At 60.3% G+C, this 25,759-nt stretch carries 22 protein-coding genes; 16 read left to right on the top strand and 6 right to left on the bottom strand.

Annotated elements, in window-relative coordinates; genetic code table 11:
- The first annotated feature begins 70 nt into the window (after positions 1-70).
- Complete coding sequence (serB, locus tag BMZ10_RS17755) at positions 71-1,288, top strand: phosphoserine phosphatase SerB (RefSeq protein WP_218147245.1); 1,218 nt, start codon at positions 71-73, stop codon at positions 1,286-1,288.
- A 69-nt stretch (positions 1,289-1,357) separates the two neighbouring features.
- Here serB and BMZ10_RS17750 read toward each other — a convergent pair whose 3' ends face one another.
- The 4 genes from BMZ10_RS17750 to BMZ10_RS17735 all read right to left on the bottom strand — a co-directional run bounded on the left by BMZ10_RS17750 (position 1,358) and on the right by BMZ10_RS17735 (position 6,747).
- Positions 1,358-3,145, bottom strand: coding sequence for a molecular chaperone (locus tag BMZ10_RS17750; RefSeq protein WP_093465089.1), 1,788 nt, complete (start codon positions 3,143-3,145; stop codon positions 1,358-1,360).
- Between the two features lie 282 nt (positions 3,146-3,427).
- Positions 3,428-4,297 carry an archaetidylserine decarboxylase gene (gene asd, locus BMZ10_RS17745; protein WP_177182162.1) on the bottom strand — a complete coding sequence of 290 codons (870 nt, stop codon included), beginning with the start codon at positions 4,295-4,297 and terminating at the stop codon, positions 3,428-3,430.
- 53 nt (positions 4,298-4,350) lie between these two features.
- Positions 4,351-5,166: a thiosulfate sulfurtransferase gene (gene rhdA, locus BMZ10_RS17740; protein ID WP_093465085.1), complete on the bottom strand. Its 816-nt coding sequence runs from the start codon at positions 5,164-5,166 to the stop codon at positions 4,351-4,353.
- A gap of 45 nt (positions 5,167-5,211) precedes the next feature.
- Positions 5,212-6,747 carry an HDOD domain-containing protein gene (locus tag BMZ10_RS17735; protein WP_093465083.1) on the bottom strand — a complete coding sequence of 512 codons (1,536 nt, stop codon included), beginning with the start codon at positions 6,745-6,747 and terminating at the stop codon, positions 5,212-5,214.
- A 212-nt stretch (positions 6,748-6,959) separates the two neighbouring features.
- Between BMZ10_RS17735 and motA the strand changes: the two genes are divergently transcribed.
- Both motA and motB read left to right on the top strand, forming a co-directional pair.
- The gene (motA, locus tag BMZ10_RS17730; protein WP_093465081.1) at positions 6,960-7,811 is read left to right on the top strand and encodes a flagellar motor stator protein MotA; all 852 of its coding nucleotides are present in this window, start codon (positions 6,960-6,962) and stop codon (positions 7,809-7,811) included.
- 3 nt (positions 7,812-7,814) lie between these two features.
- Positions 7,815-8,852 (top strand): flagellar motor protein MotB, encoded by a 1,038-nt coding sequence (gene motB, locus BMZ10_RS17725; RefSeq protein WP_093465079.1) that lies wholly within the window; start codon positions 7,815-7,817, stop codon positions 8,850-8,852.
- 308 nt (positions 8,853-9,160) lie between these two features.
- On the opposite strand, the gene rsgA is transcribed toward motB, so the two are convergent.
- The gene (gene rsgA / locus BMZ10_RS17720; protein WP_093465077.1) at positions 9,161-10,192 is read right to left on the bottom strand and encodes a small ribosomal subunit biogenesis GTPase RsgA; all 1,032 of its coding nucleotides are present in this window, start codon (positions 10,190-10,192) and stop codon (positions 9,161-9,163) included.
- Between the two features lie 113 nt (positions 10,193-10,305).
- On the opposite strand from rsgA, the gene orn reads away from it, so the two are divergent.
- Positions 10,306-10,842 carry an oligoribonuclease gene (gene orn, locus BMZ10_RS17715; protein WP_093465070.1) on the top strand — a complete coding sequence of 179 codons (537 nt, stop codon included), beginning with the start codon at positions 10,306-10,308 and terminating at the stop codon, positions 10,840-10,842.
- Positions 10,843-10,953: 111 nt separating this feature from the next.
- Positions 10,954-11,565 (top strand): trimeric intracellular cation channel family protein, encoded by a 612-nt coding sequence (locus BMZ10_RS17710; RefSeq protein WP_093465067.1) that lies wholly within the window; start codon positions 10,954-10,956, stop codon positions 11,563-11,565.
- 10 nt (positions 11,566-11,575) lie between these two features.
- On the opposite strand, the gene queG is transcribed toward BMZ10_RS17710, so the two are convergent.
- Positions 11,576-12,694 (bottom strand): tRNA epoxyqueuosine(34) reductase QueG, encoded by a 1,119-nt coding sequence (gene queG, locus BMZ10_RS17705; protein WP_093465064.1) that lies wholly within the window; start codon positions 12,692-12,694, stop codon positions 11,576-11,578.
- Positions 12,695-12,756: 62 nt separating this feature from the next.
- Here queG and BMZ10_RS17700 point away from each other — a divergent pair, with 62 nt between their 5' ends.
- The 11 genes from BMZ10_RS17700 (at position 12,757) to BMZ10_RS17650 (ending at position 25,736) form a co-directional block, all read left to right on the top strand.
- Positions 12,757-14,253: an NAD(P)H-hydrate dehydratase gene (locus tag BMZ10_RS17700; RefSeq protein WP_093465061.1), complete on the top strand. Its 1,497-nt coding sequence runs from the start codon at positions 12,757-12,759 to the stop codon at positions 14,251-14,253.
- Positions 14,241-14,711, top strand: coding sequence for a tRNA (adenosine(37)-N6)-threonylcarbamoyltransferase complex ATPase subunit type 1 TsaE (gene tsaE / locus BMZ10_RS17695; RefSeq protein WP_093465059.1), 471 nt, complete (start codon positions 14,241-14,243; stop codon positions 14,709-14,711). Before BMZ10_RS17700 ends, tsaE begins: the two co-directional genes overlap by 13 nt.
- A gap of 2 nt (positions 14,712-14,713) precedes the next feature.
- A complete protein-coding gene (locus BMZ10_RS17690; protein ID WP_218147243.1) occupies positions 14,714-16,153 on the top strand; it encodes an N-acetylmuramoyl-L-alanine amidase in 1,440 nt (479 codons plus the stop codon).
- The gene (gene mutL, locus BMZ10_RS17685) at positions 16,150-18,132 is read left to right on the top strand and encodes a DNA mismatch repair endonuclease MutL (RefSeq protein ID WP_093465053.1); all 1,983 of its coding nucleotides are present in this window, start codon (positions 16,150-16,152) and stop codon (positions 18,130-18,132) included. Before BMZ10_RS17690 ends, mutL begins: the two co-directional genes overlap by 4 nt.
- A complete protein-coding gene (miaA, locus tag BMZ10_RS17680; RefSeq protein WP_093465050.1) occupies positions 18,132-19,103 on the top strand; it encodes a tRNA (adenosine(37)-N6)-dimethylallyltransferase MiaA in 972 nt (323 codons plus the stop codon). Before mutL ends, miaA begins: the two co-directional genes overlap by 1 nt.
- 90 nt (positions 19,104-19,193) lie before the next feature.
- Positions 19,194-19,454 (top strand): RNA chaperone Hfq, encoded by a 261-nt coding sequence (gene hfq / locus BMZ10_RS17675; protein ID WP_093465047.1) that lies wholly within the window; start codon positions 19,194-19,196, stop codon positions 19,452-19,454.
- Between the two features lie 12 nt (positions 19,455-19,466).
- On the top strand, positions 19,467-20,768 hold the full coding sequence (gene hflX / locus BMZ10_RS17670; RefSeq protein WP_093465044.1) for a ribosome rescue GTPase HflX: 1,302 nt from the start codon (positions 19,467-19,469) through the stop codon (positions 20,766-20,768).
- Between the two features lie 96 nt (positions 20,769-20,864).
- Positions 20,865-22,040 (top strand): FtsH protease activity modulator HflK, encoded by a 1,176-nt coding sequence (gene hflK, locus BMZ10_RS17665; RefSeq protein ID WP_093465041.1) that lies wholly within the window; start codon positions 20,865-20,867, stop codon positions 22,038-22,040.
- Positions 22,040-22,909, top strand: a complete 870-nt coding sequence (gene hflC / locus BMZ10_RS17660; RefSeq protein ID WP_093465039.1) for a protease modulator HflC — start codon at positions 22,040-22,042, stop codon at positions 22,907-22,909. The genes hflK and hflC overlap by 1 nt, the downstream gene beginning before the upstream one ends.
- Before the next feature lie 293 nt (positions 22,910-23,202).
- Positions 23,203-24,390, top strand: coding sequence for an ATP phosphoribosyltransferase regulatory subunit (locus BMZ10_RS17655; RefSeq protein WP_093465036.1), 1,188 nt, complete (start codon positions 23,203-23,205; stop codon positions 24,388-24,390).
- A 53-nt stretch (positions 24,391-24,443) separates the two neighbouring features.
- On the top strand, positions 24,444-25,736 hold the full coding sequence (locus tag BMZ10_RS17650; protein ID WP_093465033.1) for an adenylosuccinate synthase: 1,293 nt from the start codon (positions 24,444-24,446) through the stop codon (positions 25,734-25,736).
- Positions 25,737-25,759 lie beyond the last annotated feature (23 nt).

Raw genomic sequence — 25,759 nt, 5'->3', positions numbered from 1 at the left:
AGCGCTCGCTGTGCCCGGTGGTCACTGAAAGTGAGTAGAATGCGGTTTTTTTCCACTGCGGGGGTGCGCCTTGCGCGAAATTGTCCTGATAAACATCACCGGTGAAGACCGTCCGGGTCTCACTGCGGCCATCACCGGCGTGTTGGCCCAGGGTGGCGTCGATGTTCTGGATATTGGTCAGGCAGTGATCCATGACACGCTGTCGTTCGGCATTCTTGTCGAGATTCCGGACACCGAAAGCGGCGCGACGGTACTCGATCAGGTTCAGGTCAAGGCCGACGAACTGGGCCAACAGGTCTTGTTCACTCATGTCAGCGAAGACGACTACCAGCATTGGGTCGACGACCAGGGCAAGGACCGGCACATCGTCACGCTCTTGACCCGCAAGGTCACGGCCGAGCAATTGCAGACGGTCAGTTCGATCACCGAAAAGTACGGCCTGAACATTGACCGCATCGACCGCCTCTCCGGCCGGATGCCGCTGGACATGCCAAGTGACAAGGGTAAGGGCTGCATCGAGTTTTCCGTGCGTGGCGAGCCCGCCGACGCTCAGCAGATGCGCGCGGAATTCCTGCATGTGGCTCAGGAGCTGAACGTCGACATCGCCTTCCAGCAGGACTCCATTTTCCGTCGCAATCGTCGTCTGGCCGTGTTCGACATGGATTCGACGCTGATCGAAGCCGAAGTCATCGACGAGCTGGCCAAGGCTCACGGCGTTGGCGAGCGCGTGTCCGAAATCACTGAGCGCGCCATGCGCGGCGAGTTGGATTTTCGCGCCAGCTTCAAGGAGCGCCTGGCGCTGCTCAAAGGGCTGGACATCAAGGTGCTGGACGAAATCGGCGCATCGCTGCGTCTGACCGAGGGCGCCGAAACACTGTTTGCCGAGCTTAAGCGTCTGGGCTACAAAACCGCGATTCTGTCGGGAGGCTTCACCTATTTTGCCCGTCAGTTGCAGGCAAAGCTGGGCATCGATTACATCTTCGCCAACGAGCTTGAAGTCGTGGACGGCAAATGCACCGGCGTTGCCGTCGAGCCTATCGTCGACGCTCAGCGCAAGGCGGATCTGCTGCGCGAGCTGGCGAGCAAGGAAGGGTTGAGCCTTGAGCAGACCATTGCCGTCGGCGACGGCGCCAATGACCTGCCGATGCTGGCGATTGCCGGACTGGGCGTGGCATTCCGGGCCAAGCCGCTGGTCAAGCAGTCGGCCAGGCAGGCGATCTCGACGCTGGGGCTCGATGGTGTGCTTTATCTGCTCGGCTTCCGCGACCGGGAAGGGCGAAACGCGTAGACCGTTGCTGATCGGCTATCCCTCAAACCTGCGGATGCGCGCGCACGGTTTGAGGGGAGCGGTAGGGGATTACAGCACCGTCCAGAGCGAATCGAATTCCTGTTCCGGCGCGGATTCGTTCTGTGCGACGTTCTTCTTCGGCCCTTCGAGCATCTGATACTCGAACTGGTTGTAGCTGCCGGTCGTCGCCCGACGATTGCTCAGGCTGGCCCGACGTTCCTCTCCGCTGGTGTTGATCATGACCTTGCAGCCATCGTCGAACGGCAGGCGAGGGGCGACCACCGTTGCCGGAACATCGATGGCGCGCACTTCCGGAAGCAACAGCGCGCGCAAGTACTGACTGCTCTGCTCGGCCCGCAGCAGTTGCATGCCACAGGCCTGCGCGAACGGCGCGATCAATTCGACACCCATTTGTGTGCCACCACTGCGCACCTGGCGAACCCAGCGCACTACCGCGATGCTCCAGCCATGGCCATGGTCCTGAATGCCGATCATCTCTCCGGCCTGAAGTTGGTCGGGGACTTCCTTGGGCCAGGCCAGGCAATAACCACCGGGGCTGTGATTGACGATGTGCAGGCTGTACGTCGGGAAGCTCTTCTGCGCATCGGCGGCAGCGCTGGCTTCTGTTTCTTCACGCTGATATTCGATTTCTTCAAACGGAAGCATGGTGTTCGACGTGCCGCTGCGTTGCACATCCACGGCTTGCGCCCACGGGTCGTGCCGAGTCGGCTCCAGCGGTTGCAGCGTGTATTCGGCCGTTTTGCTCACCGCGGCTACCTGCAACAGATCACTGAAGCACTTCTGGCCGCCGACGAAGTAATGCAAGGCGCTCATGCCAACGCAGACCGTCAGCGTGCCTTGGCCCGGCGTGCGCTGGAATGCCCGTTCTGAAACGTCTCCCCAGGCAGCGGCCAGATGTTGCAGTACATCCGCAGACAAACCCGGTGGCACGTGCAGATAGGACTGCGATCGCTGCTCGACGGGCGTTTCAATATAGCGCAGCAGCGCGGCGGACAAAGGGCGTGGGTCGATGCCAAGCAGATTGCCGCGTTGATCTTCGGCGTACAGCGAGGTGTAGCGTGGAGCGGTGTCGGTACTCGGCGACACAGCATACAGGCTGGAGCCCTCGACCAGCGGCTGCTGCAGCGTGACCATCGAACTCCACGCGTCCAGTGCGTCGGCGAGCTTGCCGATGTTGTGCTGACGCATCTGATTGCAGCGAGAGCAACCCATCAACAGGGCCACCGTGTAAGTCTGTTCGACAGTCAGCGTGTGCGTGTGGTGAGCCTGATTGTCGGCAACCGGAATATTGTGCAACTGGTGCTGACGCGCGATCTGGTAGATCTGGTGCAGCTCAAGCCACAAGCCGTCCTGCACCGGACAGTAAAGCTGGTTGGCGCGGATCAATGGCCCGTTCAGGCAGTGCAAAGCCCGCTGCAATGCGGTGGTGAGCAGCGGGATGCGGTCTCTGCTGAGCCTGGGCGCGACACGGGCGATGATCTGTTTATAGCCGATCGCCAGATGGTTCTGCAGGGCCTGACACAGGTTGGCGACCTTGCGAGGACGCTCTTCCAGTACGACGGACTGGTTGAGGAAATGCCGCTCCAGATGCTTGCACACGAACGACACTTCCGGGCGCAGCAGCTCAAGCAGTTGCATGCGGTTGTCGCTGGGGGTGAGTAGTTGGTTGAGCTCGCCCAAGCCTTGATACAGCTGGCGGGCCATTTCGCCGAGGTTCGCTTTGGGCAGCGTGGCGATCCAGCGCCTGAGGTCTTTTGGGGTCGCGTCACAGAACGACAGGCTCGACTGCGTCGGCACAGGTGCGCGCAACAACAGAGGAAGACTTAAATTACTCATGTGACAGGCAAACTCCAACAACTACCGGCACGGTCGGCGGCGATTTCAACGGTGCGAAGGGCACGTTGGCCGAGCGAAACGAGCAAGTTTACGTCAATTGAAAACGAAGTTTCCTACAACACCGATGAACGACTTTAGCAGCATCAGCTCGACATCGCAGCTTTAATATCAAAGTGACATTGTCGCGCGGCCGATCCATCTGAATTGTGAAGCGCATCGGCGCTGTCGACGAAAGGCCGAGCAGCGCCAAAAAAGCGTTTCAACATTTTTTTTACGCAAGAATCACGCCTGTGTCGGCAGTGCCATTGCCTGACCCATCTGCACGGGCGACCCTGCCGCCAGCGTTTCGGCCCATTTCACCTGATTCGGCCCGAACAGCACGATGGCAGTGGAGCCCAGTTTGAAGCGACCCATTTCGGCGCCCTTCTCCAGATGAATCGGCGCACGTGCAGCCTCATCGTAACGGAAGGTCTTGAGCTCGCGTTTCGGTGGCGTAACCAGCCCGGCCCAGACTGTTTCGATGGAGGCCACAATCATCGCACCCACCAGCACCACGGCCATCGGACCACGTTCGGTGTCGAACAGGCAGACTGCACGTTCATTGCGGGCGAACAGCTCCGGAACGTTTTCAGCAGTGGTCTGGTTGACCGAGAACAGACGACCCGGCACGTAAACCATCTCACGCAGCGTACCGGCCAGCGGCATGTGCACGCGGTGGTAATCCTTCGGCGAGAGATAAACGGTGGCGAACTCGCCGCCCATGAATGGCGCGGCCAGGCGCGCATCGCCACCGAGCAGCTCCAGCACGCTGTAGCTGTGGCCTTTGGCCTGAAAAATCCGCCCGTGCTCGATCGGGCCCAGTTGGCTGACGGCGCCGTCAGCGGGGCAGAGGATCGCGCCCGGCGTCTGGTCCAGAGGGCGAGCCCCCGGTTTCAGCGCCCGCGTGAAGAAGTCGTTGAAGTGCTGGTACGCCGTGACGTCCTCCACTTGAGCCTGGGACATGTCGACCTGGTATCGGCGTGCGAACCATTGCGTGAATGCGTTCTTGAACCAGCGCACGCGGCATTCAGCCACGCAGCCGGCGAGCCGCGACAGCAGATGGTGAGGAAGCAGGTATTGAAAAAGAATGAACAGACGCTGTTTCATCAAGATTCCTAAAGCGTTTGAAAAAGGGAGAAGCGCTGCGACGCCAAGTGGGCGGCCCGTTATTTCTCGACCGGTGTATCCGGATGATTGCCCCATTCGCCCCACGATCCGGCATAGCCTTTGATGCGTGGATAGCCCAGCGCTTTGGCCACCAGATAGGTGAAGCCGGAGCGATGGTGGGTCTGGCAATGAGTGATGACTTCTTTATCTGGCGTGATGCCCAGGCTTTCGAGGATTTGCGGCATATCCTTGCGAATGCGCAGGCTGCGCGCCTGATCCATGCCCGCCGTCCATTCGAAGTTTACGGCACCCGGAATGTGACCGCCTTTGGCCGCGACCACTTTCTCGCCCGAGTATTCGGTCGGGCCGCGTGCGTCCCAGATAGCCACATCCGCAGCGCCGAGGCGGCTTTGCAGGTATTCGCGGGTGGCGGTGGGTTCGTCATGCAGCGTCAGCGGAGCCGGTCCACCGGCAAGAGCAGGTACTTCCGTGGTCAGCGGCAAGCCTTCGGCTTGCCACGACAGCAGTCCGCCGTCGAGATAGTGGTATTTCGAGTGTCCGATGACATCCAGCAGCCAGATGAAACGTCCGGCCCAACCGCCGCCTTCGTCGTCGTAGACCACATAGACCGCATCGGGGTTATGGCCAAGTTCGCCGAACAACGCTTCGAGCTGCGCATGAGTCGGCAGCAGGCCCGGCGCGGGCGGCAGCCCCAGTTGCGTACGTTTGGGGTCGACGAAGCGGGCGCCGGGAAGGTGGCCGGCCTCGTAACGGGCGGGGCTGGTCAGGTCGACCAGAATCAGCTCTGAAGCGCCGAGGCGTGCCTGCAGATCTGCGGGCTCGATCACCAGTGGCAAGCTTGAGAAGGCAGACATGTAAGGTCTCCAGATCGGAAAAAGAGGCGAATTGTAGCTCAGCCATCAACCATTGCGATGGCTAAAGGTGGTCAGAGCCTTCTCGATACACTGCCCGGTTTTACCGAATGCTTGCACTGACATTTCCGAGAACAGCCCGCCGCCTTGATCGGCTACCACCAGCATCACGACGCGTCCATTGCTTGCGAGCGAGCGAACAAGCAAGTTCTCGCCGCTGAACAGGTTGCGCAACTGCGGCGGCATCAGCGCCGAAAACTGCGCGTTGTTGCCTGGCGTCAGACGCAGCTGAGTGGCCTGCGCCATCAGGCGCTGCAACACTGTGCTGTCTTTGTAGGGGACGAGCAGGGCGGCGGCCGATTTATCCAGGCCGGCGATCTGATGCACGCGCAGGCTGTCGGTCTTGCGATCGATCATCAGCAGCGCCACCCGTTGCATGCCGCAGGCGACCAATGCGTCTCTGGCGAAGGTCGTCAGGTGCATCGCGTTGGTGAACAGGCTGGGTTCCTTGAGCAGGTCCGCGCAGAGTTTGCGCCACACTTGCAAAGCTTCGGGAGTGGGAGGTGAGGCGGGCAGCAGACCTTTGTGGACTCTGCGCGCATCCCATGGCCACAACAGCGCTTCAGCCGGGTGCCAGACGCCTGGCGCCGCATGTTGACGACCGCTGGCGGCCGCGTTCTGGTGCACCTGTTGCTGCAAATCCATCAAAGGCTGTTGCAGATAAAGGCTGGTCAACAGCTGCCAGCGCAGGTTGTGAGGTGTGTCCCAGGCCTGTTGCGCCGACAGCGCGAGGCCGTTCGCCAGCAGGATGGTGTTGGCCGGCTGATTGAGCCAGCGGCGCAAGGGCAGGTCGGCGTCCAGTTGCTGTTGCTGCTTGAGAGGATCGTCGTTCTCGTGGGCGATTCGCAGCACCTTGACCAGATTGCGCTGCTCGCTGATCAGCAGGTTATAGCCCTGCGTGACCCAGATCGGCAGACGCCAATGGGTAGCCAGCGCCTGGCACAGGTGCAGCAGGCGCACGCCAAACAGGGCTTTTTCCACCGTTTTGGCCGACTCGCCCTTGTGAATGACCCTCAGCTCCCATTCTTCCAGCAGCTTGGGGTGAGCCAACGCCATTGGCCATAGAGGCGAAAGAAACAAAAGGCTGCCTAGATGGATGTCCTGCCACAGACGCGCAAGCTGGTTGGCGAACAGGCCGTAAGCCTGTTGCGTGGCGTGCTGGCTGATCAGTTGCAGTTGGCGCAGCGCTACAGGAATGTCCTGCAGTTGCGCGCTGGGCAAGCGCGCAAGCAGCGTTTCGGTGCGAGCGAGTCCCAGGCGATTGAGCGCCACTTCAAGGCTTTCAGCAGGTTCTGTCAGGCCGCCGGTGTGGAGATTGGCCTCGCGCAAGACGCTGAGCACCAGTGCCGGGCTGTCCTGCATCAGGTCGGCGATGTCACGCAGGGAACGACGGCTGTCCGTCAGTGCTGCCTGCACTTTGCCGTGGGCAAGCGCTGGCACCGGCAAGGCCAGTCCATCGAGCTGCCTGATCCAGTTTTCGAGTGTTTGCGGGACGGGGAGCGACGAGGCTTTTTCAGAGTGCATTCACAAGGCCCATACGGCTGGGTGGTTTTGATCAATGTCGAATAATGGCATCATGATGGCCTTCGCGTCGGGGTGCCCGGATCAGACGCCAGTCAGGATTTTCGCTTGATTTGACTATAGTCTGGCGCACTCATGCCGATAAGTAGAACAAGAGTTTTGAACGCTTCTCGCACAATGACCTTGAACCCGACTTAAGTAAGTAATCTTTCTCTATGGCAAAAATTATCGGCATCATCGTCGTTTTCGCGAGCGTCCTCGGCGGCTACGTACTCTCCCACGGTCAAATCGCTGCGCTGATCCAGCCTTTCGAGGTATTGATCATCGGCGGTGCGGCGTTCGGCGCATTTTTGCAGGCGAACCCGGGTTACATGACCATGCACGTCATCAAGAAATCCTTGAAGATGTTCAGTTCACGCTTCACCCACGCTTTTTATCTGGAAGTGCTGGGGCTGATCTACGAGATCCTCAACAAAAGCCGCCGCGAAGGCATGATGGCGATCGAGGGCGATATCGAAGAACCGGAAAACAGCCCCATCTTCGCCAAATATCCCAGCATTCTGAAAGACACCAAGATGATCGCATTCATCTGCGATTACCTGCGCATCATGTCGTCCGGCAACATGGCGCCGCACGAGCTCGAAGGGCTGTTCGACATGGAACTGCTGAGCATGAAAGAAGAGCTCGAGCATCCTTCCCATGCCGTGACCGGCGTAGCTGACGGTATGCCCGGTTTCGGTATCGTCGCGGCGGTACTGGGTATCGTGGTGACCATGGCATCGCTGGGTTCCGGCGACAAGGCCGCGATCGGTATGCACGTAGGTGCGGCACTGGTCGGTACCTTCTTCGGTATTCTCGCGGCGTATGGCTTCTTCGGCCCGCTGGCCACTTCCCTGGCGCACGATGCCAAGGAAGAAATGAACGTTTTCGAAGCGATCAAGGCTTCGCTCGTGGCGTCCGCTTCGGGTGTGCCGCCGTCACTGGCCGTAGAGTTCGGTCGCAAGGTCCTGTATCCCGCCCATCGCCCCAGCTTCAGCGAGCTGGAACAAGCTGTTCGCGGTCGTTGATCCATGGAAAATAATCAGCCGATTATCGTCAAGCGCGTCAAGCGCTTTGGCGGAGGGCACCACGGTGGCGCCTGGAAAATCGCCTTCGCCGACTTCGCAACGGCAATGATGGCCTTCTTCCTGGTGCTGTGGTTGATGTCCTCGGCCACGCCTGAGCAATTGATCGCCATTGCCGGTTATTTCAAAGACCCTGTGGGCTTCTCCGACAGCGGATCGCCCTACGTCATTGACCTGGGCGGCTCCCCGGAAATGTCGCCTGACCAGACGCTCAACCCTGAGGTCAAGTCGACACCCGCACCGGATCGCGTGCCTGTCGATGCCGACAAACAGGATTCTGCGGCCGAACAGGTCGAGCAGGAGCGTCTGGAAATGCTGCTGCAAGAGCTGCAGACCAAGGTCAACGAGAACCCGCAATTGGCGAAGTTCAAGGACCAGATCCTCTTTGAAATTACGCAGGACGGCCTGCGCATCCAGATCATGGATGCTGAAAACCGCCCGATGTTCGATATCGGCAGTGCGCGTCTGAAACCGTATTTCGAAGACATCCTGCTGGCGATGGCAGACACCATCAAGGCGGTGCCGAACAAGGTCAGCATCAGTGGTCACACCGACGCAACGCCTTATGTCGGCAACAACGGCTTCGGCAACTGGGAACTGTCGGCCAACCGGGCCAACGCTGCGCGGCGTGCCCTGGTGGCCGGAGGTTACCCTGATCCGCAAGTGGCGCGCGTCGTCGGCTACGCCTCGTCATCGCTGTATGACAAGGACCGGCCGGAAAACCCGATCAACCGCCGCATCGACATCGTGGTCCTGACCAAAAAAGCGCAGAGTCGTATTGAAGGCGATCAGAACGCAGGCGAAGCGCCCAAAACGGACGCCGCACCTGCTCCCGCCTCACCGACGGCTCCGGCCGGCAAACCTGGCGCATCCATCAGTGCGCCAGCCGTAGACCCACAGGCCTACGCCCAGCCGCACGAAATCCGTCAAAAGCTGAACATCTTCGATCAAGGCCAGTTGAAGATCGACGAAACCAAGAACTGACTCTGACGCAGAGGTCGCCTGGCCCGGCCTCTTCGTGAGCAAGCTCACTCCCACCGGATCTCGGCTGGCTGAAACCAGGTTTCTCCACATCCCAAGCTGTTGCCCCCACTGTAGGAGCGCGCTTGCCCGCGAAGGCGGATTCGTGGGCGCCGCATCTACAGCGGCTTTCCCCTCCGCGGGAGCGAGCTTGCTCGCGAGTAGGGTCGGTTCATCCCCTCAAAAGAGGGTGGGCAAAATCAGGCTTTCACGCCCGAGCTTTTCCCGCAGTTGGCCGGCAAAGGGCGCATTGAGACGCTCACGTCTTGGCTTCAGTAACTGCTCTCGGGCAAGCTTGCGATGATTGATCGATAGCTGTTCATACGTTGCTGCTGCACGCGGCCGTCTTCCAGCGCCTTGAGCAGCGCGCAGCCGGGTTCGCGGTCATGCTTGCAGTCGCGGAAGCGGCAGCGGCCAAGCAGATCGTTGAATTCGATGAAGCCTGCTTCGACGTCGGCACGGCTGACGTGGCCCAGGCCAAACTCACGGATACCGGGCGAGTCAATCAGATCGCCGCCACGCGGAAAGTGGAAAAGGCGTGCGGTGGTCGTGGTGTGTGTGCCTTGCCCTGAATACTCCGACAGGGGGCCGACCCTTGTTCCGACTTCCGGCAGCAGGCTGTTGACCAGCGATGATTTGCCTACGCCTGACTGGCCCACGAACACGCTGATATGGCCGTCGAGCTGGTCTTGCAACTGCTGCATGCCGTTGCCGTGATGCGCCGAGACTTCCAGCACCGGATAGCCGAGCGTGCGATAAACCGCCAGCAGGGCATTCAGCGCCGGAGCGTTTTGCTCATCGATGAGATCGAACTTGTTCAGCAGCAACAGCGGACGAATGCCGGCGTGTTCGGCTGCAACCAGATAGCGGTCGATCAGGTTGGCATGGGGCTCGGGCATCGGCGCGAAGACGATCACGATCAGGTCGACGTTTGCCGCGACCGGCTTGAGCTGGCCGCGCGTGTCGGGGCGGCAGAGTTCGGTAGTGCGGGGCAGCTGCGCAACGATGACGCCAATGCCCTGATTGCCAGCCCGCCAGACCACTCTGTCACCGGTGACGAGCGCCGGCAGATTTGCCCGCAGATGGCAGCGGAATACCTGCCCGCTCAACTCACCTTCCTGGGCCTCGACTTCCACCTGCACGCCAAAATGCGCGATGACCAGGCCTGTCTGTTCAGGGCCCAGATCGCCGCCTTCCAGTGTCTCCAGTGCTTGAGATTCGCGTTTGGCGGCACGCGCGGCGCGCTCACCCTGAATCTTTTCGATGCGCCAGTTCTGGCGGCGGTTAAGTTGGCGTTTGGCCATGGGTGTTCAGTGTTCCATTTATATGATGCGTAAAGCATCCGAAGAGTGAAGCGCGGGGGAGTCTAGCATGCCAGCCTGAGCTAAACTGCGCGCCTACGTTGAGGAGCCGAATTATGCAGAACAAGCAGAACCTGATCTGGATCGACCTGGAAATGACCGGTCTTGACCCGGATAACGACGTCATCATCGAGATGGCCACCATCATCACCGACAGCGAATTGAACACGCTGGCAGAAGGTCCGGTGATCGCCATTCATCAGAGCGATGAGCTTCTGAACGGCATGGATGAGTGGAACACGCGTCAGCACGGCGGCTCGGGCCTGACCCAACGGGTACGTGACAGCAAAATTTCCACGGCAGAAGCCGAAGCGATGACCCTGGACTTCATCAAGCAATGGGTGCCGGAACGCAGCTCGCCGATCTGCGGCAACAGCATCTGTCAGGACCGCCGCTTCCTTTATAAACGCATGCCGACGCTGGAAAACTATTTCCACTACCGCAACCTGGACGTCTCGACCCTCAAGGAACTGGCGGCACGCTGGTCGCCTGAGTTGAAGTTCAAAAAGGGCAGCACGCATCTGGCGCTGGACGACATTCGAGAATCGATCGCCGAGCTGCGCTTCTACCGCGAACACTTCATCAAAGTCTGACCTCAGCCCCGCGTCTGCAGGATGCCACCCAAGCGACATCTGCGTCGTTGCCCTCTTTTGGTGCTCCGGCGCAGTGGTTAGACTGCCCCTCTTTTCGCAGGGACTGCCGCCATGCTGCTGATGCTCTACCTGATCGCCATCACCGCTGAAGCCATGACCGGCGCCTTGTCCGCCGGACGTCGTGGCATGGACTGGTTCGGCGTCGTGCTGATCGCGTGCGTCACCGCACTGGGCGGCGGTTCAGCGCGTGACGTGCTCCTGGGGCACTACCCGCTTACCTGGGTCAAACACCCGGAATACCTGATTCTAACCAGCGTTGCGGCGCTGGTGACCATCTTCATCGCGCCGCTGATGCGTCATTTGCGCTCGCTGTTTCTGGTGCTTGATGCGCTTGGATTGGTGGCGTTCACGCTCATCGGCTGCATGACCGCGCTGGACATGGGGCTGAGCCTGCTGGTGGCCGCGGTCAGCGGCGTCATCACGGGTGTGTTCGGCGGCATCTTGCGAGACATCTTCTGCAACGACATCCCGTTGATTTTTCGTCGTGAGCTCTACGCCAGCGTCTCGTTTGCCGCCGCGTGGTGTTTCATCGCGTGCCAGCAATGGGGATTGCCCATCGAGCAGGGCACCCTCATCACCTTGTTCGGCGGGCTGCTGCTGCGCTTACTGGCCATTCGTTTTCACTGGGAAATGCCCAAGTTCATTTACAAAGATGGGCATTGATGCAGCGGGCCTACATCGTTGCAGCGTTCTGCCGGGCTTCATGCTGGCGCAACGCCCATTCCACATGTTCGCGCACCATGTCCGAGGGATAGGCCAGTCGTGCTTTCAGCGCTTCGATCACCGGAATGCTCGACGGTGCGTTGCCCAACCCGACCGCCAGATTCCTGAGCCAGCGCTCGTAACCCGCGCGTCGCAATGGCGAGCCTTCGGTGTTGCTGAGGAAGGTCGTTTCATCCCATAAAAACAGCGTGGTCAACTCAGCGTTGTCCAGCCCGTGCCGGGGTTTGAAGTCATTCTGATCGGTCGGCCGGGCGAAACGATTCCAAGGGCAGACGATCTGGCAATCGTCGCATCCGAATACTCGATTGCCGATCAGGGCGCGCAGCTCTTCCGGGATCGAGGTTTTCAATTCGATGGTCAGGTAAGAGATGCAGCGTCTGGCGTCCAGCACATAGGGCCCGACGAAGGCATTGGTCGGGCATATGTCCAGGCATGCGCTGCAACGGCCGCAATGCTCAGTGGCGTGGGGAGCGTCCACCGGCAGCGGCAGGTCGACGAACAGCTCGCTCAGAAAGAAATAGCTGCCTGCCTTGCGGTTGAGCACCAATGTATTTTTACCGATCCAGCCGAGTCCGGCCTGTTCTGCGATGGCTTTTTCCAGCACGGGCGCGCTGTCGACAAAGGCCCTGAAACCAAATGGGCCGATGGCCTGCTGGATGCGCTCGGCCAGCTGCTGGACCCGCTTGCGAATCAGTTTGTGATAGTCGCGCCCCAGGGCGTAGCGAGAGACGTAGGCTTTCTCCGGCTGACTCAGGCGCTGAGCCATCTCAGTATCGCCGGGCAGATAGTCCATACGCAGCGAAACGACCCGCAGCGTCCCCGGGACCAGTTCGTCGGGATGCGAACGTTTGCTGCCGTGAGCTGCCATATAGTCCATCTCGCCGTGATACCCGGCTTCAAGCCAGCGCTGCAAGTGCTGCTCATGTTCCGCCAGATCCAGCCCCGAGATGCCGATTTGCTGGAAGCCGAGCTCGCGGCCCCAGTCCTTGATCGATCGAGCAAGGTCGGACAGCTCGGCCGTCGTGAGCGGCGCTGAGTTTGTGGATGGATCTACAGTTATCGCGGACATGCAAAGAGGACACCGGGGCGCAGGTGCGTATAATTCTGCCAGACATCGGAGCTCAAAGACGCATGTTGCACAGCAAACCCCCATTTCCCGACGCACTGTACAGCGCCGCGCAGGTGCGCGACCTCGATGCGCGCCTGATCGCCGCCGGCACGCCCGGATTCGAGCTGATGCAGCGTGCCGCCCATGCCGCCTGGCGTGCACTGCGCCGCCGATGGCCGGATGCCAGGCAACTGACCGTGATGGCAGGGCATGGCAACAACGCCGGTGACGGCTATCTGATTGCTGTTTTGGCTCAACGAGCCGGCTGGCAGGTCAGTGTGCTGGCAGTGGGCGATGTTTCGGCGCTGAACGGAGATGCCGAATCTGCTTATAAAGAAGCGCGAGCAGCAGGCGTCGAGATCAAGGGCTGGCAGCAGCAGGCGCTTGTCGGGATTGTCGTTGATGCGCTGCTGGGGACCGGGCTCAAAGGGGACGTTCGTTCGCCGTACAGCGAGGCGATCCAGGCCATCAATGACTGCGGTCTGCCTGTCATGGCGGTCGACATCCCGTCTGGATTGTGTGCAGACACTGGCAGGCTGCTGGGGCAGGCGGTAAGTGCCGACCTCACCGTGACATTCATCGGTCTCAAGATCGGGCTCTTCACGGGCGATGCGCCGGATGTGGTCGGTGAGCTGGTATTCGATGATCTGCAAGCGGACGCCGATGTCGTTGCGCAGGCGCAGGCCATCGTCACGCGGCTGGACACCTTTAATCTACCGAAACTCGATGCGCGCCCACGCACTGCGCACAAAGGCATGTACGGGCGTGTTCTGGTGATTGGCGGCGATCTGGGTTTTGGCGGCGCGGCGTTACTGAGCACTGAAAGCACCCTGCGTTGTGGTGCAGGCATGGTCACGCTGGCGACCCGGCCTGAGCACATCACTGCCGCCCTGGCGCGTTTCCCTGAAGTGATGAGCGCAGGCGTCAGCTCAGCCAACCAGCTTCACGGGTTGATCGAGCCGGCCTCTGTTCTGGTGGTCGGCCCAGGCCTTGGGCAACACAGTTGGGGGCGGGCGCTTCTGTCCGCTGCCGCCAATGCCGATCGGCCGCAAGTATGGGATGCCGACGCCTTGAACCAGCTCGCGTCCGGACAGGTGAAGCTGCCAGAAAACTGTGTGATCACGCCTCATCCCGGCGAAGCTGCGCGCTTGTTAGGCGTGAGCACCAGGGAAATCCAGAGTGATCGCCCCGCAGCGGCGAAAGCGCTGGCCAAGAAATTCAATGCGGTCTGCGTGCTCAAAGGCAGCGGCAGTCTGATCGCCAGCCCGGACGGACGACTCGCGTTGGCCGATCACGGGCATCCGGCGATGGCGACAGGCGGGCTGGGTGACGTTCTGGCCGGGGTGATCGGGGCATTGCTGGCGCAGAAAATGGCCCCTTTCGACGCCGCGTGTCTGGGTGTCTGGCTTCATGCGCTGGCCGGAGAAAAGTGCGGAGCGAGCGGGCGCGGGCTGGCTGCCGCTGATCTGATTCCTGTTATTCGTCAGCTTCTGGAGGAGCAACAACCGTGTCTGAGTTAACCCTGCACCTGATCGGTGAAGAGGCCATGACCCACTTTGGTGCGAGAATCGCCCAAGTCACTGAAAGCAATGGGATTATTTTTCTTCAAGGCGATCTCGGGGCTGGCAAGACGACATTGTCGCGCGGAATCATCCGCGGCCTGGGTCACGTTGGCGCGGTAAAAAGCCCGACGTTCACGCTTGTAGAACCTTACGAAATCGGGAGAAATCGCGCGTATCACTTTGATCTTTACCGACTTGTTGATCCAGAAGAGCTAGAATTCCTCGGCATACGCGACTACTTCGAAGGAGAAGCGCTTTGCTTGATCGAGTGGCCTGATTTGGGTGCAGGCTTTTTGCCAAAGCCTGACCTGATCATTACCATTAGGCCGCACGCGGAAGGTCGAGCGCTGACCTTAAGCCCGAAAAGCTCGCGCGGCGAGAAGTGGTGTGCCGCTTTGGCTTTGGAAATCAAATAGATATGGGGTTAGGTATGCGCATGCGCGCGCTGGTTACTGTGATAGGACTGTTGCTGACGACATTGGCTGTCGACGCGTTGGCCGCTACACAGGTACGAAGTGTCCGCTTATGGCGCGCTCCGGATAACACTCGACTGGTGTTCGACCTGTCTGGCCCGGTCCAGCACAGTGTTTTCACGCTCCAGTCCCCGGATCGTCTGGTCATTGACATCAACGGCGCCACGCTGGGTGGTTCGCTCAACATTCCGACCGCCAACACCCCGATTACCAGCATGCGGTCTGCCCAGCGTACGCCGGACGACCTGCGCGTGGTCATCGACCTGAAGAAAGCCGTGACCCCGAAAAGCTTCACGCTGGCCCCGAACCAGCAGTACGGCAATCGCCTGGTGGTCGACCTGTATGACAATCCGGCCGATGCCAACCCGACGCCGACCGTTGCCGACACGCCCGCCACGTCGGCGCCGGCGACACCAGCCGTGCCGGTCAGCCCCTCCAAGCCGGAAATCAAGCTGCCTCCAGTGCCGAATGGCAAGCGCGACATCGTAGTCGTGGTCGACGCCGGCCACGGCGGTGAAGATCCGGGCGCCTCCGGGGGGCGTGGTCAGAAAGAAAAGAACGTCGTGCTGGCGATCGCCAAAGAGTTGCAGCGTCAGATCAACGCCGAGAAAGGCTATCGCGCTGAACTGACCCGCACTGGCGACTACTTCATTCCGTTGCGCAAACGCACTGAGATCGCCCGCGCCAAAGGTGCCGACCTGTTCGTCTCGATTCACGCCGACGCCGCGCCGTCTTCTGCAGCGTTCGGCGCCTCGGTATTTGCCCTCTCCGAGCGCGGCGCAACGTCCGAGACCGCGCGCTGGCTGGCCGACAGTGAAAACCGTTCCGACTTGATCGGCGGTGCTGGCGCTGTGAGCCTGGATGACAAGGACCGGATGCTTGCCGGCGTGTTGCTGGACCTGTCCATGACCGCTTCGCTGACCTCCAGCCTTAATGTAGGGCAGAAAGTGCTGACCAACATCGGCCGCGTCACGTCGCTGCACAAGTCCCGGGTGGAACAGGCAGGGTTCATGGTGCTGAAGTCCCCTGACATTCCGTCGATCCTGGTCGAAACCGGTTTTATTTCCAACGCTGCCGAGGCCAACAAACTTGAAGGAGCAAGTCACCAACAGGCGCTGGCCCGCTCGATCACCGCAGGCGTGAAGCAGTTCTTCCAGCAGAATCCTCCGCAAGGCACCTACATCGCTTGGCTGCGGGACAACGGCAAGCTGGCGATGGGGCCGCGCGAGCACACAGTCCGCTCCGGCGAATCGCTGAGCATGATTGCCGTGCGTTACGACATGAGCATGGCGGCGCTGCGCAACGCCAACAATCTGAGTTCGGACGAATTGAAAGTCGGGCAGCAACTAAAGATTCCGAGCGCAGAACTGGCGGGTGAGCCATGACCGACCTGCTGCTGGACGATCAAGGCTTCGAGGTTTCCTCCGGCGCCGACAATGCGGCCGAAGCTGCCCGTATCCAATTGCTCAGCCCAAGGCTTGCGAACCAGATCGCTGCCGGTGAAGTGGTCGAGCGTCCGGCATCGGTCATCAAAGAACTGCTGGAAAACAGTCTGGACTCCGGTGCGCGACGCATTGATGTCGACGTCGAGCAGGCGGGTATCAAGCTGTTGCGCGTGCGCGACGACGGCGGCGGCATTTCGGCGGACGATCTGCCACTGGCCCTCGCGCGGCACGCCACCAGCAAGATTCGCGAGCTCGAAGACCTTGAGCGTGTGATGAGCCTCGGATTTCGCGGCGAGGCGCTGGCGTCGATCAGCTCCGTGGCGCGCCTGACACTGACCTCGCGCACCCGTGACGCCGATCAAGCCTGGCAGGTGGAGACCGAAGGCCGCGACATGGCTTCCCGCGTCCAGCCAGCCGCGCACCCGGTGGGTACGTCGGTGGAAGTGCGCGATCTGTTTTTCAACACTCCCGCGCGGCGCAAGTTTCTCAAGGCTGAGAAGACCGAATTCGATCATTTGCAGGAAGTGATCAAGCGCATGGCGCTGGCGCGCTTCGATGTGGCTTTTCACCTGCGCCACAACGGCAAGACCATTCTCAGCCTGCACGAGGCCCGTGATGATGTTGCCCGCGCCAGACGTGTGTCGGCAGTGTGCGGGCCGGGCTTTCTTGAGCAGGCGCTGCCGATCGAGGTTGAACGCAACGGCCTGAAACTCTGGGGCTGGGTCGGGTTGCCGACGTTCTCCAGAAGTCAGGCGGACTTGCAGTATTTCTTCGTCAACGGCCGGGCCGTGCGAGACAAGCTGGTTGCCCACGCGGTGCGTCAGGCCTATCGCGATGTGCTGTTCAACGGGCGCCACCCGACCTTCGTGCTCTTTTTCGAGGTCGATCCAGCCGTCGTCGACGTCAACGTTCACCCCACCAAGCACGAAGTTCGCTTCCGTGACGGCCGCATGGTTCACGATTTCCTTTACGGGACCTTGCACCGTGCGCTGGGCGATGTACGCCCCGAGGATCAACTGGCGGGGACCACGTCGGTCACTGCGCTTGTCCGCCCCAGCGGGCCAGAGGCTGGCGAGTTCGGCCCACAAGGCGAGATGCGTCTGGCCAATAATGTGCTCGAGACTCCGCAGGGTCCGGCCTGGAATCCACCCACTGGAGCAAGCAGCTCAGGTAGTGGCGCCGGTTATCAATACCAGTACACGCCGCGTCCGGCGTCGGTGTTGCCGGCCGAAGAGGCGCGCGCCGCCTACAGCACGTTTTTTGCGCCATTGCCGGGTACTCCGGCCAACCCCGAGCCCGGCACGCGCGTTGATCTGCCCGAGTCTCAGGGCGATATTCCGCCCCTTGGCTACGCGCTCGCGCAGCTTAAAGGCATCTATATCCTTGCTGAAAACGCCCACGGCCTGGTGCTGGTCGACATGCACGCCGCCCACGAGCGGATCATGTACGAGCGCCTGAAAATCGCGATGGCCAGCGAAGGCTTGAGCGGGCAACCGTTGCTGGTGCCCGAGTCCATCGCCGTTAGTCAGCGTGAGGCCGATTGCGCTGAAGAGCACATGGCCACCTTCCAGCAGCTGGGTTTCGAATTGCAGCGTCTCGGTCCCGAGAGCCTGGCGATCCGACAGATCCCGGCGTTGTTGAAGCAGGCCGAGGCAAACCGGCTGGTGCACGACGTTCTCGCTGACCTGATGGAATACGGCACCAGTGACCGGGTGCAGGCTCACATGAACGAGCTGCTAGGAACGATGGCGTGCCATGGTGCCGTGCGGGCCAACCGGCGTCTGGCGATTCCGGAAATGAACGGCCTGCTGCGCGACATGGAAAACACTGAGCGAAGTGGCCAGTGCAACCATGGACGACCGACCTGGACCCAGTTGGGCCTGGACGACCTCGACAAACTATTTTTGCGCGGTCGCTGATGAGTGCTCTTCCTCCGGCCATCTTTTTGATGGGGCCGACTGCCGCTGGCAAGACCGACCTGGCCATCGAGCTGACCAAAGTGCTGCCCTGCGAGTTGATCAGCGTCGATTCCGCGCTCGTTTATCGCGGCATGGACATCGGCACGGCAAAGCCTTCAAAAGCGCTTTTGGACAAGTATCCACATCGGCTGATCGATATCCTCGACCCGTCGCAGAGTTATTCGGCCGCGGACTTTCGCAGTGACGCTTTGGAAGCGATGGCTGAAATCACCGCTCGAGGGAAAATTCCCCTGCTGGTCGGTGGCACCATGTTGTATTTCAAAGCTCTATTGGAAGGCCTGGCGGACATGCCGGCAGCTGACGCTCAGGTTCGTGCACAACTGGAAGCCGAGGCGGCCAGTCGTGGCTGGCAGGCGTTGCACGATGAGCTGGCGAGCGTCGATCCGGTGTCGGCGGCAAGAATTCATCCCAATGATCCGCAGCGTCTGGTTCGGGCGCTGGAAGTTTATCGGGTCAGCGGGATGAGCATGACCGCACATCGCGAGCAACAAAGTGCGCAAACTGCTCAAGCTAGCGCTTCGGGGCGTCATCAATTGCCCTATACTGTCGCAAATCTCGCGATAGCACCGACGGATCGCAAGGTGTTGCATGACCGGATCGCTCTTCGTTTCAGGCAAATGCTCGATGAGGGATTCGTGGAAGAAGTTATAGCGCTGCGTTCGAGAGGGGACCTTCACTCGAATTTACCGTCTATAAGAGCTGTAGGGTATCGCCAGGTCTGGGACTATCTGGACGGCAAACTGACCCATGACCAGATGCAGGAACGCGGCATCATCGCCACGCGCCAGTTGGCCAAGAGACAGTTCACCTGGTTGCGAAGCTGGGAAGATTTACACTGGTTGGACAGCCTGGCTTGCGACAATCTGCCACGCGCCTTGAAATACCTGGGATCGGTCTCCATATTGAGCTGAGTCCTTGCAATAGCCGTCTATCCTTGGGGGGTAACGGCCCAAGCCGATGTTTTCGAATTTATTCTATTGATCCTTAAAGGAGTGCGGCACATGTCAAAAGGGCATTCGCTACAAGACCCTTACCTGAACACTTTGCGTAAAGAAAAGGTTGGGGTTTCGATTTATCTGGTAAACGGCATCAAGCTGCAAGGCACCATCGAGTCCTTCGACCAGTTCGTGATCTTGCTGAAGAACACTGTCAGCCAGATGGTTTACAAGCACGCCATCTCTACCGTCGTTCCGGTTCGTCCTATTCGTCTGCCTAGCGCGTCCGAATCCGACCAGGCTGACGCAGAGCCAGGTAACGCCTGATAGGAGTCTGCTTTGTTCTTTGAGCGCCACGGTGGTGGTGAACGGGCCATCCTCGTTCACTTGGATGGTCAGGACCCTGAGGCGCGCGAAGATCCGCAGGAGTTCCGGGAACTGGCTCTTTCGGCAGGCGCCGATATCGTCGCATTCGTCAACGTGCCACGGCATCGGCCAACGGCCAAATATCTGGTAGGCAGCGGCAAGGTCGAGGAACTGCGCGATCTGGTCAAAGCCGAGAAATCAGATATCGTCATTTTCAATCATGTCCTTACACCCAGTCAGGAACGCAACCTCGAGCGAGTATTCGAGTGTCGCGTGCTTGACCGTACGGGCCTGATTCTCGACATCTTCGCCCAGCGCGCGCGCACTCATGAAGGCAAGCTGCAAGTCGAACTGGCTCAGCTTGAGCACATGAGCACCCGTCTGGTACGCGGCTGGACTCACCTCGAGCGTCAGGGCGGCGGTATCGGCCTGCGTGGACCGGGTGAAACCCAGCTGGAAACGGACCGTCGTCTGTTGCGGGTTCGTCTGCGTCAGATCAAGGGCAGGCTTGAGAAAGTCCGCAGCCAGCGTGATCAGGCGCGTCGCGGTCGTTCACGGGCCGATATTCCCACCGTTTCCATCGTCGGTTATACCAACGCCGGCAAATCGACCCTCTTCAATGCGGTCACCGATTCTGACGTCTACGCTGCTGACCAACTGTTCGCAACGCTCGACCCGACCCTGCGTCGCCTCGAGCTCAACGACCTTGGCCCGATCGTACTCGCGGACACGGTGGGTTTTATCCGCCATCTGCCGCACAAGCTGGTCGAGGCCTTTCGGGCTACGCTCGAAGAGTCGAGCAATTCGGATTTGCTGCTGCATGTCATCGACTCTCACGAGCCTGAGCGCATGGAGCAGATCGAGCAGGTGATGGTGGTGCTGGGCGAGATCGGTGCCCAGGACTTGCCGATGCTCGAGGTGTATAACAAACTCGATTTGCTCGAAGGGGTCGAGCCCCAGATACAACGCGATGCCGATGGCAAGCCGCAGCGGGTCTGGGTTTCTGCTCGTGACGGTCGTGGTCTGGATCTGCTTCGGCAAGCGATTGCCGAATTGCTGGGCAACGACCTGTTCGTTGGAACTTTGCGCCTGTCGCAACGCTTCGCCCGGTTGCGCGCCCAGTTTTTCCAGTTGGGTGCGGTACAGAGCGAAGAGCATGATGAAGAAGGCCAGAGCCTGTTGGCTGTGCGTTTACCCCGAGTTGAACTCAATCGCCTGGTGAGTCGCGAAGGACTGCAGCCGCTGGAATTCATCGAGCAACACACTTTGCAATAAAAGCCTGAAAAAGCGGTTGTGCTGCTTTGACGGGCATTCTGTAGCATTGGTCGGCGCGCCGCGGGCGCGTCTTTGCTTTATCAGATGGAGAGCGCTATGGCTTGGAATGAGCCGGGTGGCAACTCGAATAATCAGGATCCTTGGGGTGGCAAGCGCAAGGGCGGCGACCGCAAGGGGCCACCAGATCTCGACGAGGCCTTCCGAAAGCTGCAGGAAAGCCTGAATGGGTTGTTCGGTGGTGGCAAGAAACGTAGTGGTGACGGCGGCGGTAGTGGCGGCGGTTCGGGCAAGGGCGGTGGCTTCGGCCTGCTCGGCATCGGTCTGGTCGTGCTGCTTGCGATCTGGCTCTACAACGCAATTTACGTGGTCGACGAGCAGGAGCAGGCCGTTGTCCTGCGCTTCGGCAAATACTACGAAACGGTCGGTTCGGGTCTGAACATCTATTTCCCGCCATTCGATCGCAAATATCTTGAAAACGTGACGCGCGAACGTGCGTACAGCAAGCAGGGCCAGATGCTGACCGAAGACGAAAACATCGTCGAGGTGCCTCTGACCGTGCAGTACAAGATCACCAACCTGCAGGATTTCGTGCTGAACGTGGATCAGCCTGAAGTCAGTCTGCAGCATGCAACTGAAAGTGCACTGCGCCACGTTGTCGGTTCTACCGCAATGGATCAGGTGCTCACCGAAGGTCGTGAGTTGATGGCCAGCGAGATCAAGGAGCGCTTGCAGCGTTTCCTCGATACGTATCGCACCGGCATCACCGTGACTCAGGTGAACGTACAGAGCGCTGCGGCACCGCGTGAAGTTCAGGAAGCGTTCGATGACGTGATCCGCGCCCGTGAAGACGAGCAACGCTCGCGCAACCAGGCCGAAACCTACGCCAACGGTGTGATTCCAGAGGCTCGTGGTCAGGCTCAGCGCATTGTCGAGGACGCCAACGGTTACCGCGATGAAGTGGTGTCGCGTGCCAAGGGTGAGGCAGATCGTTTCACCAAGCTCGTCTCCGAGTATCGCAAGGCTCCCGAAGTCACTCGCGAGCGTCTGTATCTGGACACCATGCAAGAAGTCTTCAGCAACACAAGCAAGGTGCTCGTGACCGGCGACAAGGGTCAGAACAACCTGCTTTACCTGCCATTGGACAAAATGATCGAAAGCAGCCGCACTGGCTCTGCTCCGTCTACCGGCGCAGCAGCGACCGTAGTCGATCCGGGCTCTCGGGCCGCGGACATGCAACAGCAACGCGACACGCGCACTAGGGAGACTCGCTGATGAGCAATAAATCTCTGGTCGCCCTGATCGTCTGTGTCGTGCTGGCAGTCGTTGCGTGGAACAGCTTCTATATCGTTGCCCAGACCGAGCGGGCAGTTTTGCTGCAGTTCGGTCGAGTGGTTCAGGCCGATGTTCCACCGGGCCTGCACGTGAAGATTCCTTACGTGAACCAGGTGCGCAAGTTCGACGGCCGCCTGCTGACCCTCGATGCACCGACTCAGCGTTTCCTGACGCTGGAAAAGAAAGCGGTCATGGTCGATGCCTATGCCAAATGGCGCGTGAAGGACGCTGAGCGTTTCTACACCGCGACATCGGGCCTGAAGCAAATCGCCGATGAGCGTCTGTCGCGCCGTCTGGAATCCGGTCTGCGTGACCAGTTCGGCAAGCGCACCCTGCACGAAGTGGTATCGGGTGAGCGTGACGCATTGATGGCCGATATCACGGCGTCGCTGAATACGATGGCCGGGAAAGAGCTGGGCATCGAGGTTATCGACGTCCGGGTCAAGGCTATCGACCTGCCGAAGGAAGTGAACCGCAGCGTGTTCGAGCGCATGAGCACCGAGCGTGAGCGTGAGGCGCGTGAGCATCGCGCCAAGGGTAACGAGCTGGCTGAAGGCATCCGTGCCGATGCCGATCGTCAGCGTCGTGTGCTGCTGGCTGAAGCCTATCGCGAGTCCGAAGAGGCGCGCGGTGACGGTGATGCACAAGCCGCCGCGATCTACTCTAAGGCCTATGGTCAGGACCAGGAGTTCTACGCGTTTTATCGCAGCCTGCGCGCCTACCGCGAGAGCTTTGCCAACAAGAGCGACGTGATGGTGCTCGATCCGGGCAGCGAGTTTTTCCGCTATCTGGAGAAAGCCAAGCCGTAATCGCGACCCGCGAACGATGCCCCCGCCGGGCGGCAAAACTGTCTGGCGGGGTGATCGCGCGCTAAAACGTGTGTATGATGCGGCAGCCGGGAAATTCCCGGCTTTTTTGCGTCTACACGATTGATTGGCCGTGGCGTGATTCGTGCGCGGCAGTTTTTTCGAGGACAGTGTTCGCAACGCTGCGGCGCACAAGGCATCGGGTTGTTTCCGGTCTGGCGCCCGCAGAATGCTGTCTGCTTCACTCAAGGCTCGCCCCGAGGGGTTGGCCGCCCGGATCATAGGGGAAAGGCGTAATGGCAACGGTTGACCGCTGGCTGCTGCCGGATGGCATCGAAGAAGTACTGCCGCCGGAAGCTGCGCGCATAGAAGTGGCGCGTCGTCAGGTGTTGGATCTGTTTCAAAGCTGGGGCTACGAGTTCGTCGTAACCCCGCACATCGAATACCTCGAATCACTGCTCACAGGTGCTGGCCAGGATCTGGATCTGCGCACCTTCAAGGTGGTCGATCCGCAATCGGGTCGGCAGATGGGTTTCCGGGCGGACATCACGCCGCAGGTCGCCCGCATCGACGCGCACACGCTGCGTCGCGAAGGTCCGAGTCGTCTGTGCTATGCCGGCAGCGTGCTGCACGCGCAACCACGTGCACTGTCATCCTCGCGCAGCCCGATTCAGTTGGGCGCCGAGTTGTATGGCGATGCAAGCCCGAGCAGCGACGTCGAAGTCATCAGCCTGATGCTGGCAATGTTGCAACTGGCGGACGTGCCCGACGTCCACATGGATCTGGGGCATGTCGGCATCTATCGAGGTCTGGCCCGTGCGGCAGGCTTGTCCGGCGAAGTCGAACAGCAGCTGTTCGATGCGCTCCAGCGCAAGGCCATCGATGAAGTCATCGCCCTGACCGAAGGTCTCTCGGCGGATCTGGCCGGCATGCTGCGTTCGCTGGTCGGCCTGTGTGGCGGCCGTGAAGTGCTGGTGCAGGCGCGCGAGCGTCTGGCAGCGGCGCCAGGGCCGGTGCTCGAAGCGCTGGATGATCTGCTGGAGATCGCCGAACGTCTGTCGACGCGTTTTCCTGAGCTACCGTTGTACTTCGACCTGGGTGAGTTGCGCGGCTACCACTACCATACAGGCGTTGTATTTGCGGTCTTCGTGCCGGGTGTCGGTCAGTCGATCGCACAAGGTGGTCGCTATGATGACATCGGTGCGGACTTCGGGCGCGCGCGTCCGGCGACGGGCTTTTCCACCGATCTGAAGACCCTGGTCACGCTGGGGCGGGCAGAGATCGAGTTGCCGTCTGGCGGTATCTGGATGCCCGACAGTACCGATGCGGCGCTCTGGCAGAAGGTCTGTCAGCTGCGCGGCGAAGGTGAGCGCGTCGTTCAGGCATTGCCGGGCCAGCAGGTTCAGGCAGCGAAAGAAGCCGACTGTGATCGGCAATTGATTCAGCACGGCGAGCTTTGGCAGGTAATGCCGCTGGCCTCTTGAGTTTTCCAGTCGGCGGCAGCCGGCACCAGTTTGCGTGAATGAGGACAAGTGTTATGGGTAAGAATGTCGTAGTCCTGGGCACCCAATGGGGTGATGAGGGCAAAGGCAAGATCGTTGATCTGCTGACCGAACATGCTACCGCGGTAGTTCGCTATCAAGGCGGCCACAACGCCGGTCACACCCTGGTGATCGATGGCGAGAAAACCGTTCTGCACCTGATTCCGTCCGGTGTGCTGCGCGAAGGCGTGCAGTGCCTGATCGGTAACGGTGTGGTCGTGGCGCCTGACGCACTCATGCGTGAAATCAACAAGCTCGAAGAGAAGGGCATTCCTGTGCGCGAGCGTCTGCGCATCAGCCCTTCCTGTCCGCTGATCCTGTCCTACCACGTCGCACTGGATCAGGCGCGTGAGAAAGCCCGCGGCGAGCACAAGATCGGCACCACCGGTCGTGGCATCGGCCCGGCTTACGAAGACAAGGTTGCACGCCGCGGCCTGCGCATCGGTGATCTGTTCCATCGCGAGCGCTTCGCCGCCAAGCTGGGCGAACTGCTGGACTACCACAACTTCGTACTGGTCAATTACTACAAAGAGCCTGCGGTCGACTTCCAGAAGACGCTCGACGAGTGCATGGAATACGCCGAACTGCTCAAGCCGATGATGCTCGACGTCACCGCTGCGCTGCATGAAATGCGTCGCGCCGGCAAAGACATCATGTTCGAAGGCGCTCAAGGTTCGCTGCTGGACATCGACCACGGTACCTACCCGTACGTCACGAGCTCCAACACCACGGCTGGCGGTATCGCCACTGGTTCCGGTGTGGGCCCGATGTTCATCGATTACATCTTGGGCATCACCAAGGCTTACACCACTCGCGTCGGTTCCGGTCCGTTCCCGACCGAACTGTTCGATGACGTGGGTGCCTTCCTGGCCAAGCGTGGTCACGAGTTCGGTGCGACCACCGGCCGTGCCCGTCGTTGCGGCTGGTTCGATGCCGTCATCCTGCGTCGCGCCATCGACGTCAACAGCATCTCAGGCATCTGCCTGACCAAGCTGGACGTGCTGGACGGTCTTGAAACCATCAACATCTGTGTGGGTTACAAGAACGAAAACGGTGCTGTGATCGATGCTCCGACCGATGCCGACAGTTACATTGGTCTGGAGCCTGTCTACGAGCAGGTGCCGGGCTGGTCGGAATCCACCCTGGGCGCCAAGACGCTGGAAGAGCTGCCTGCCAACGCTCGAGCCTACATCAAGCGCCTGGAAGAACTGGTCGGCGCCCCGATCGACATTATTTCGACGGGCCCGGATCGCAACGAGACCATCGTTCTGCGTCACCCGTTCGCTTGATAAGTCGTTGAAATACAAACGAA

This window comes from Pseudomonas sp. NFR16, assembly GCF_900108875.1.
Classification (GTDB): Bacteria; Pseudomonadota; Gammaproteobacteria; order Pseudomonadales; family Pseudomonadaceae; genus Aquipseudomonas.
This window is presented reverse-complemented; position numbering and strand designations above follow the sequence as displayed.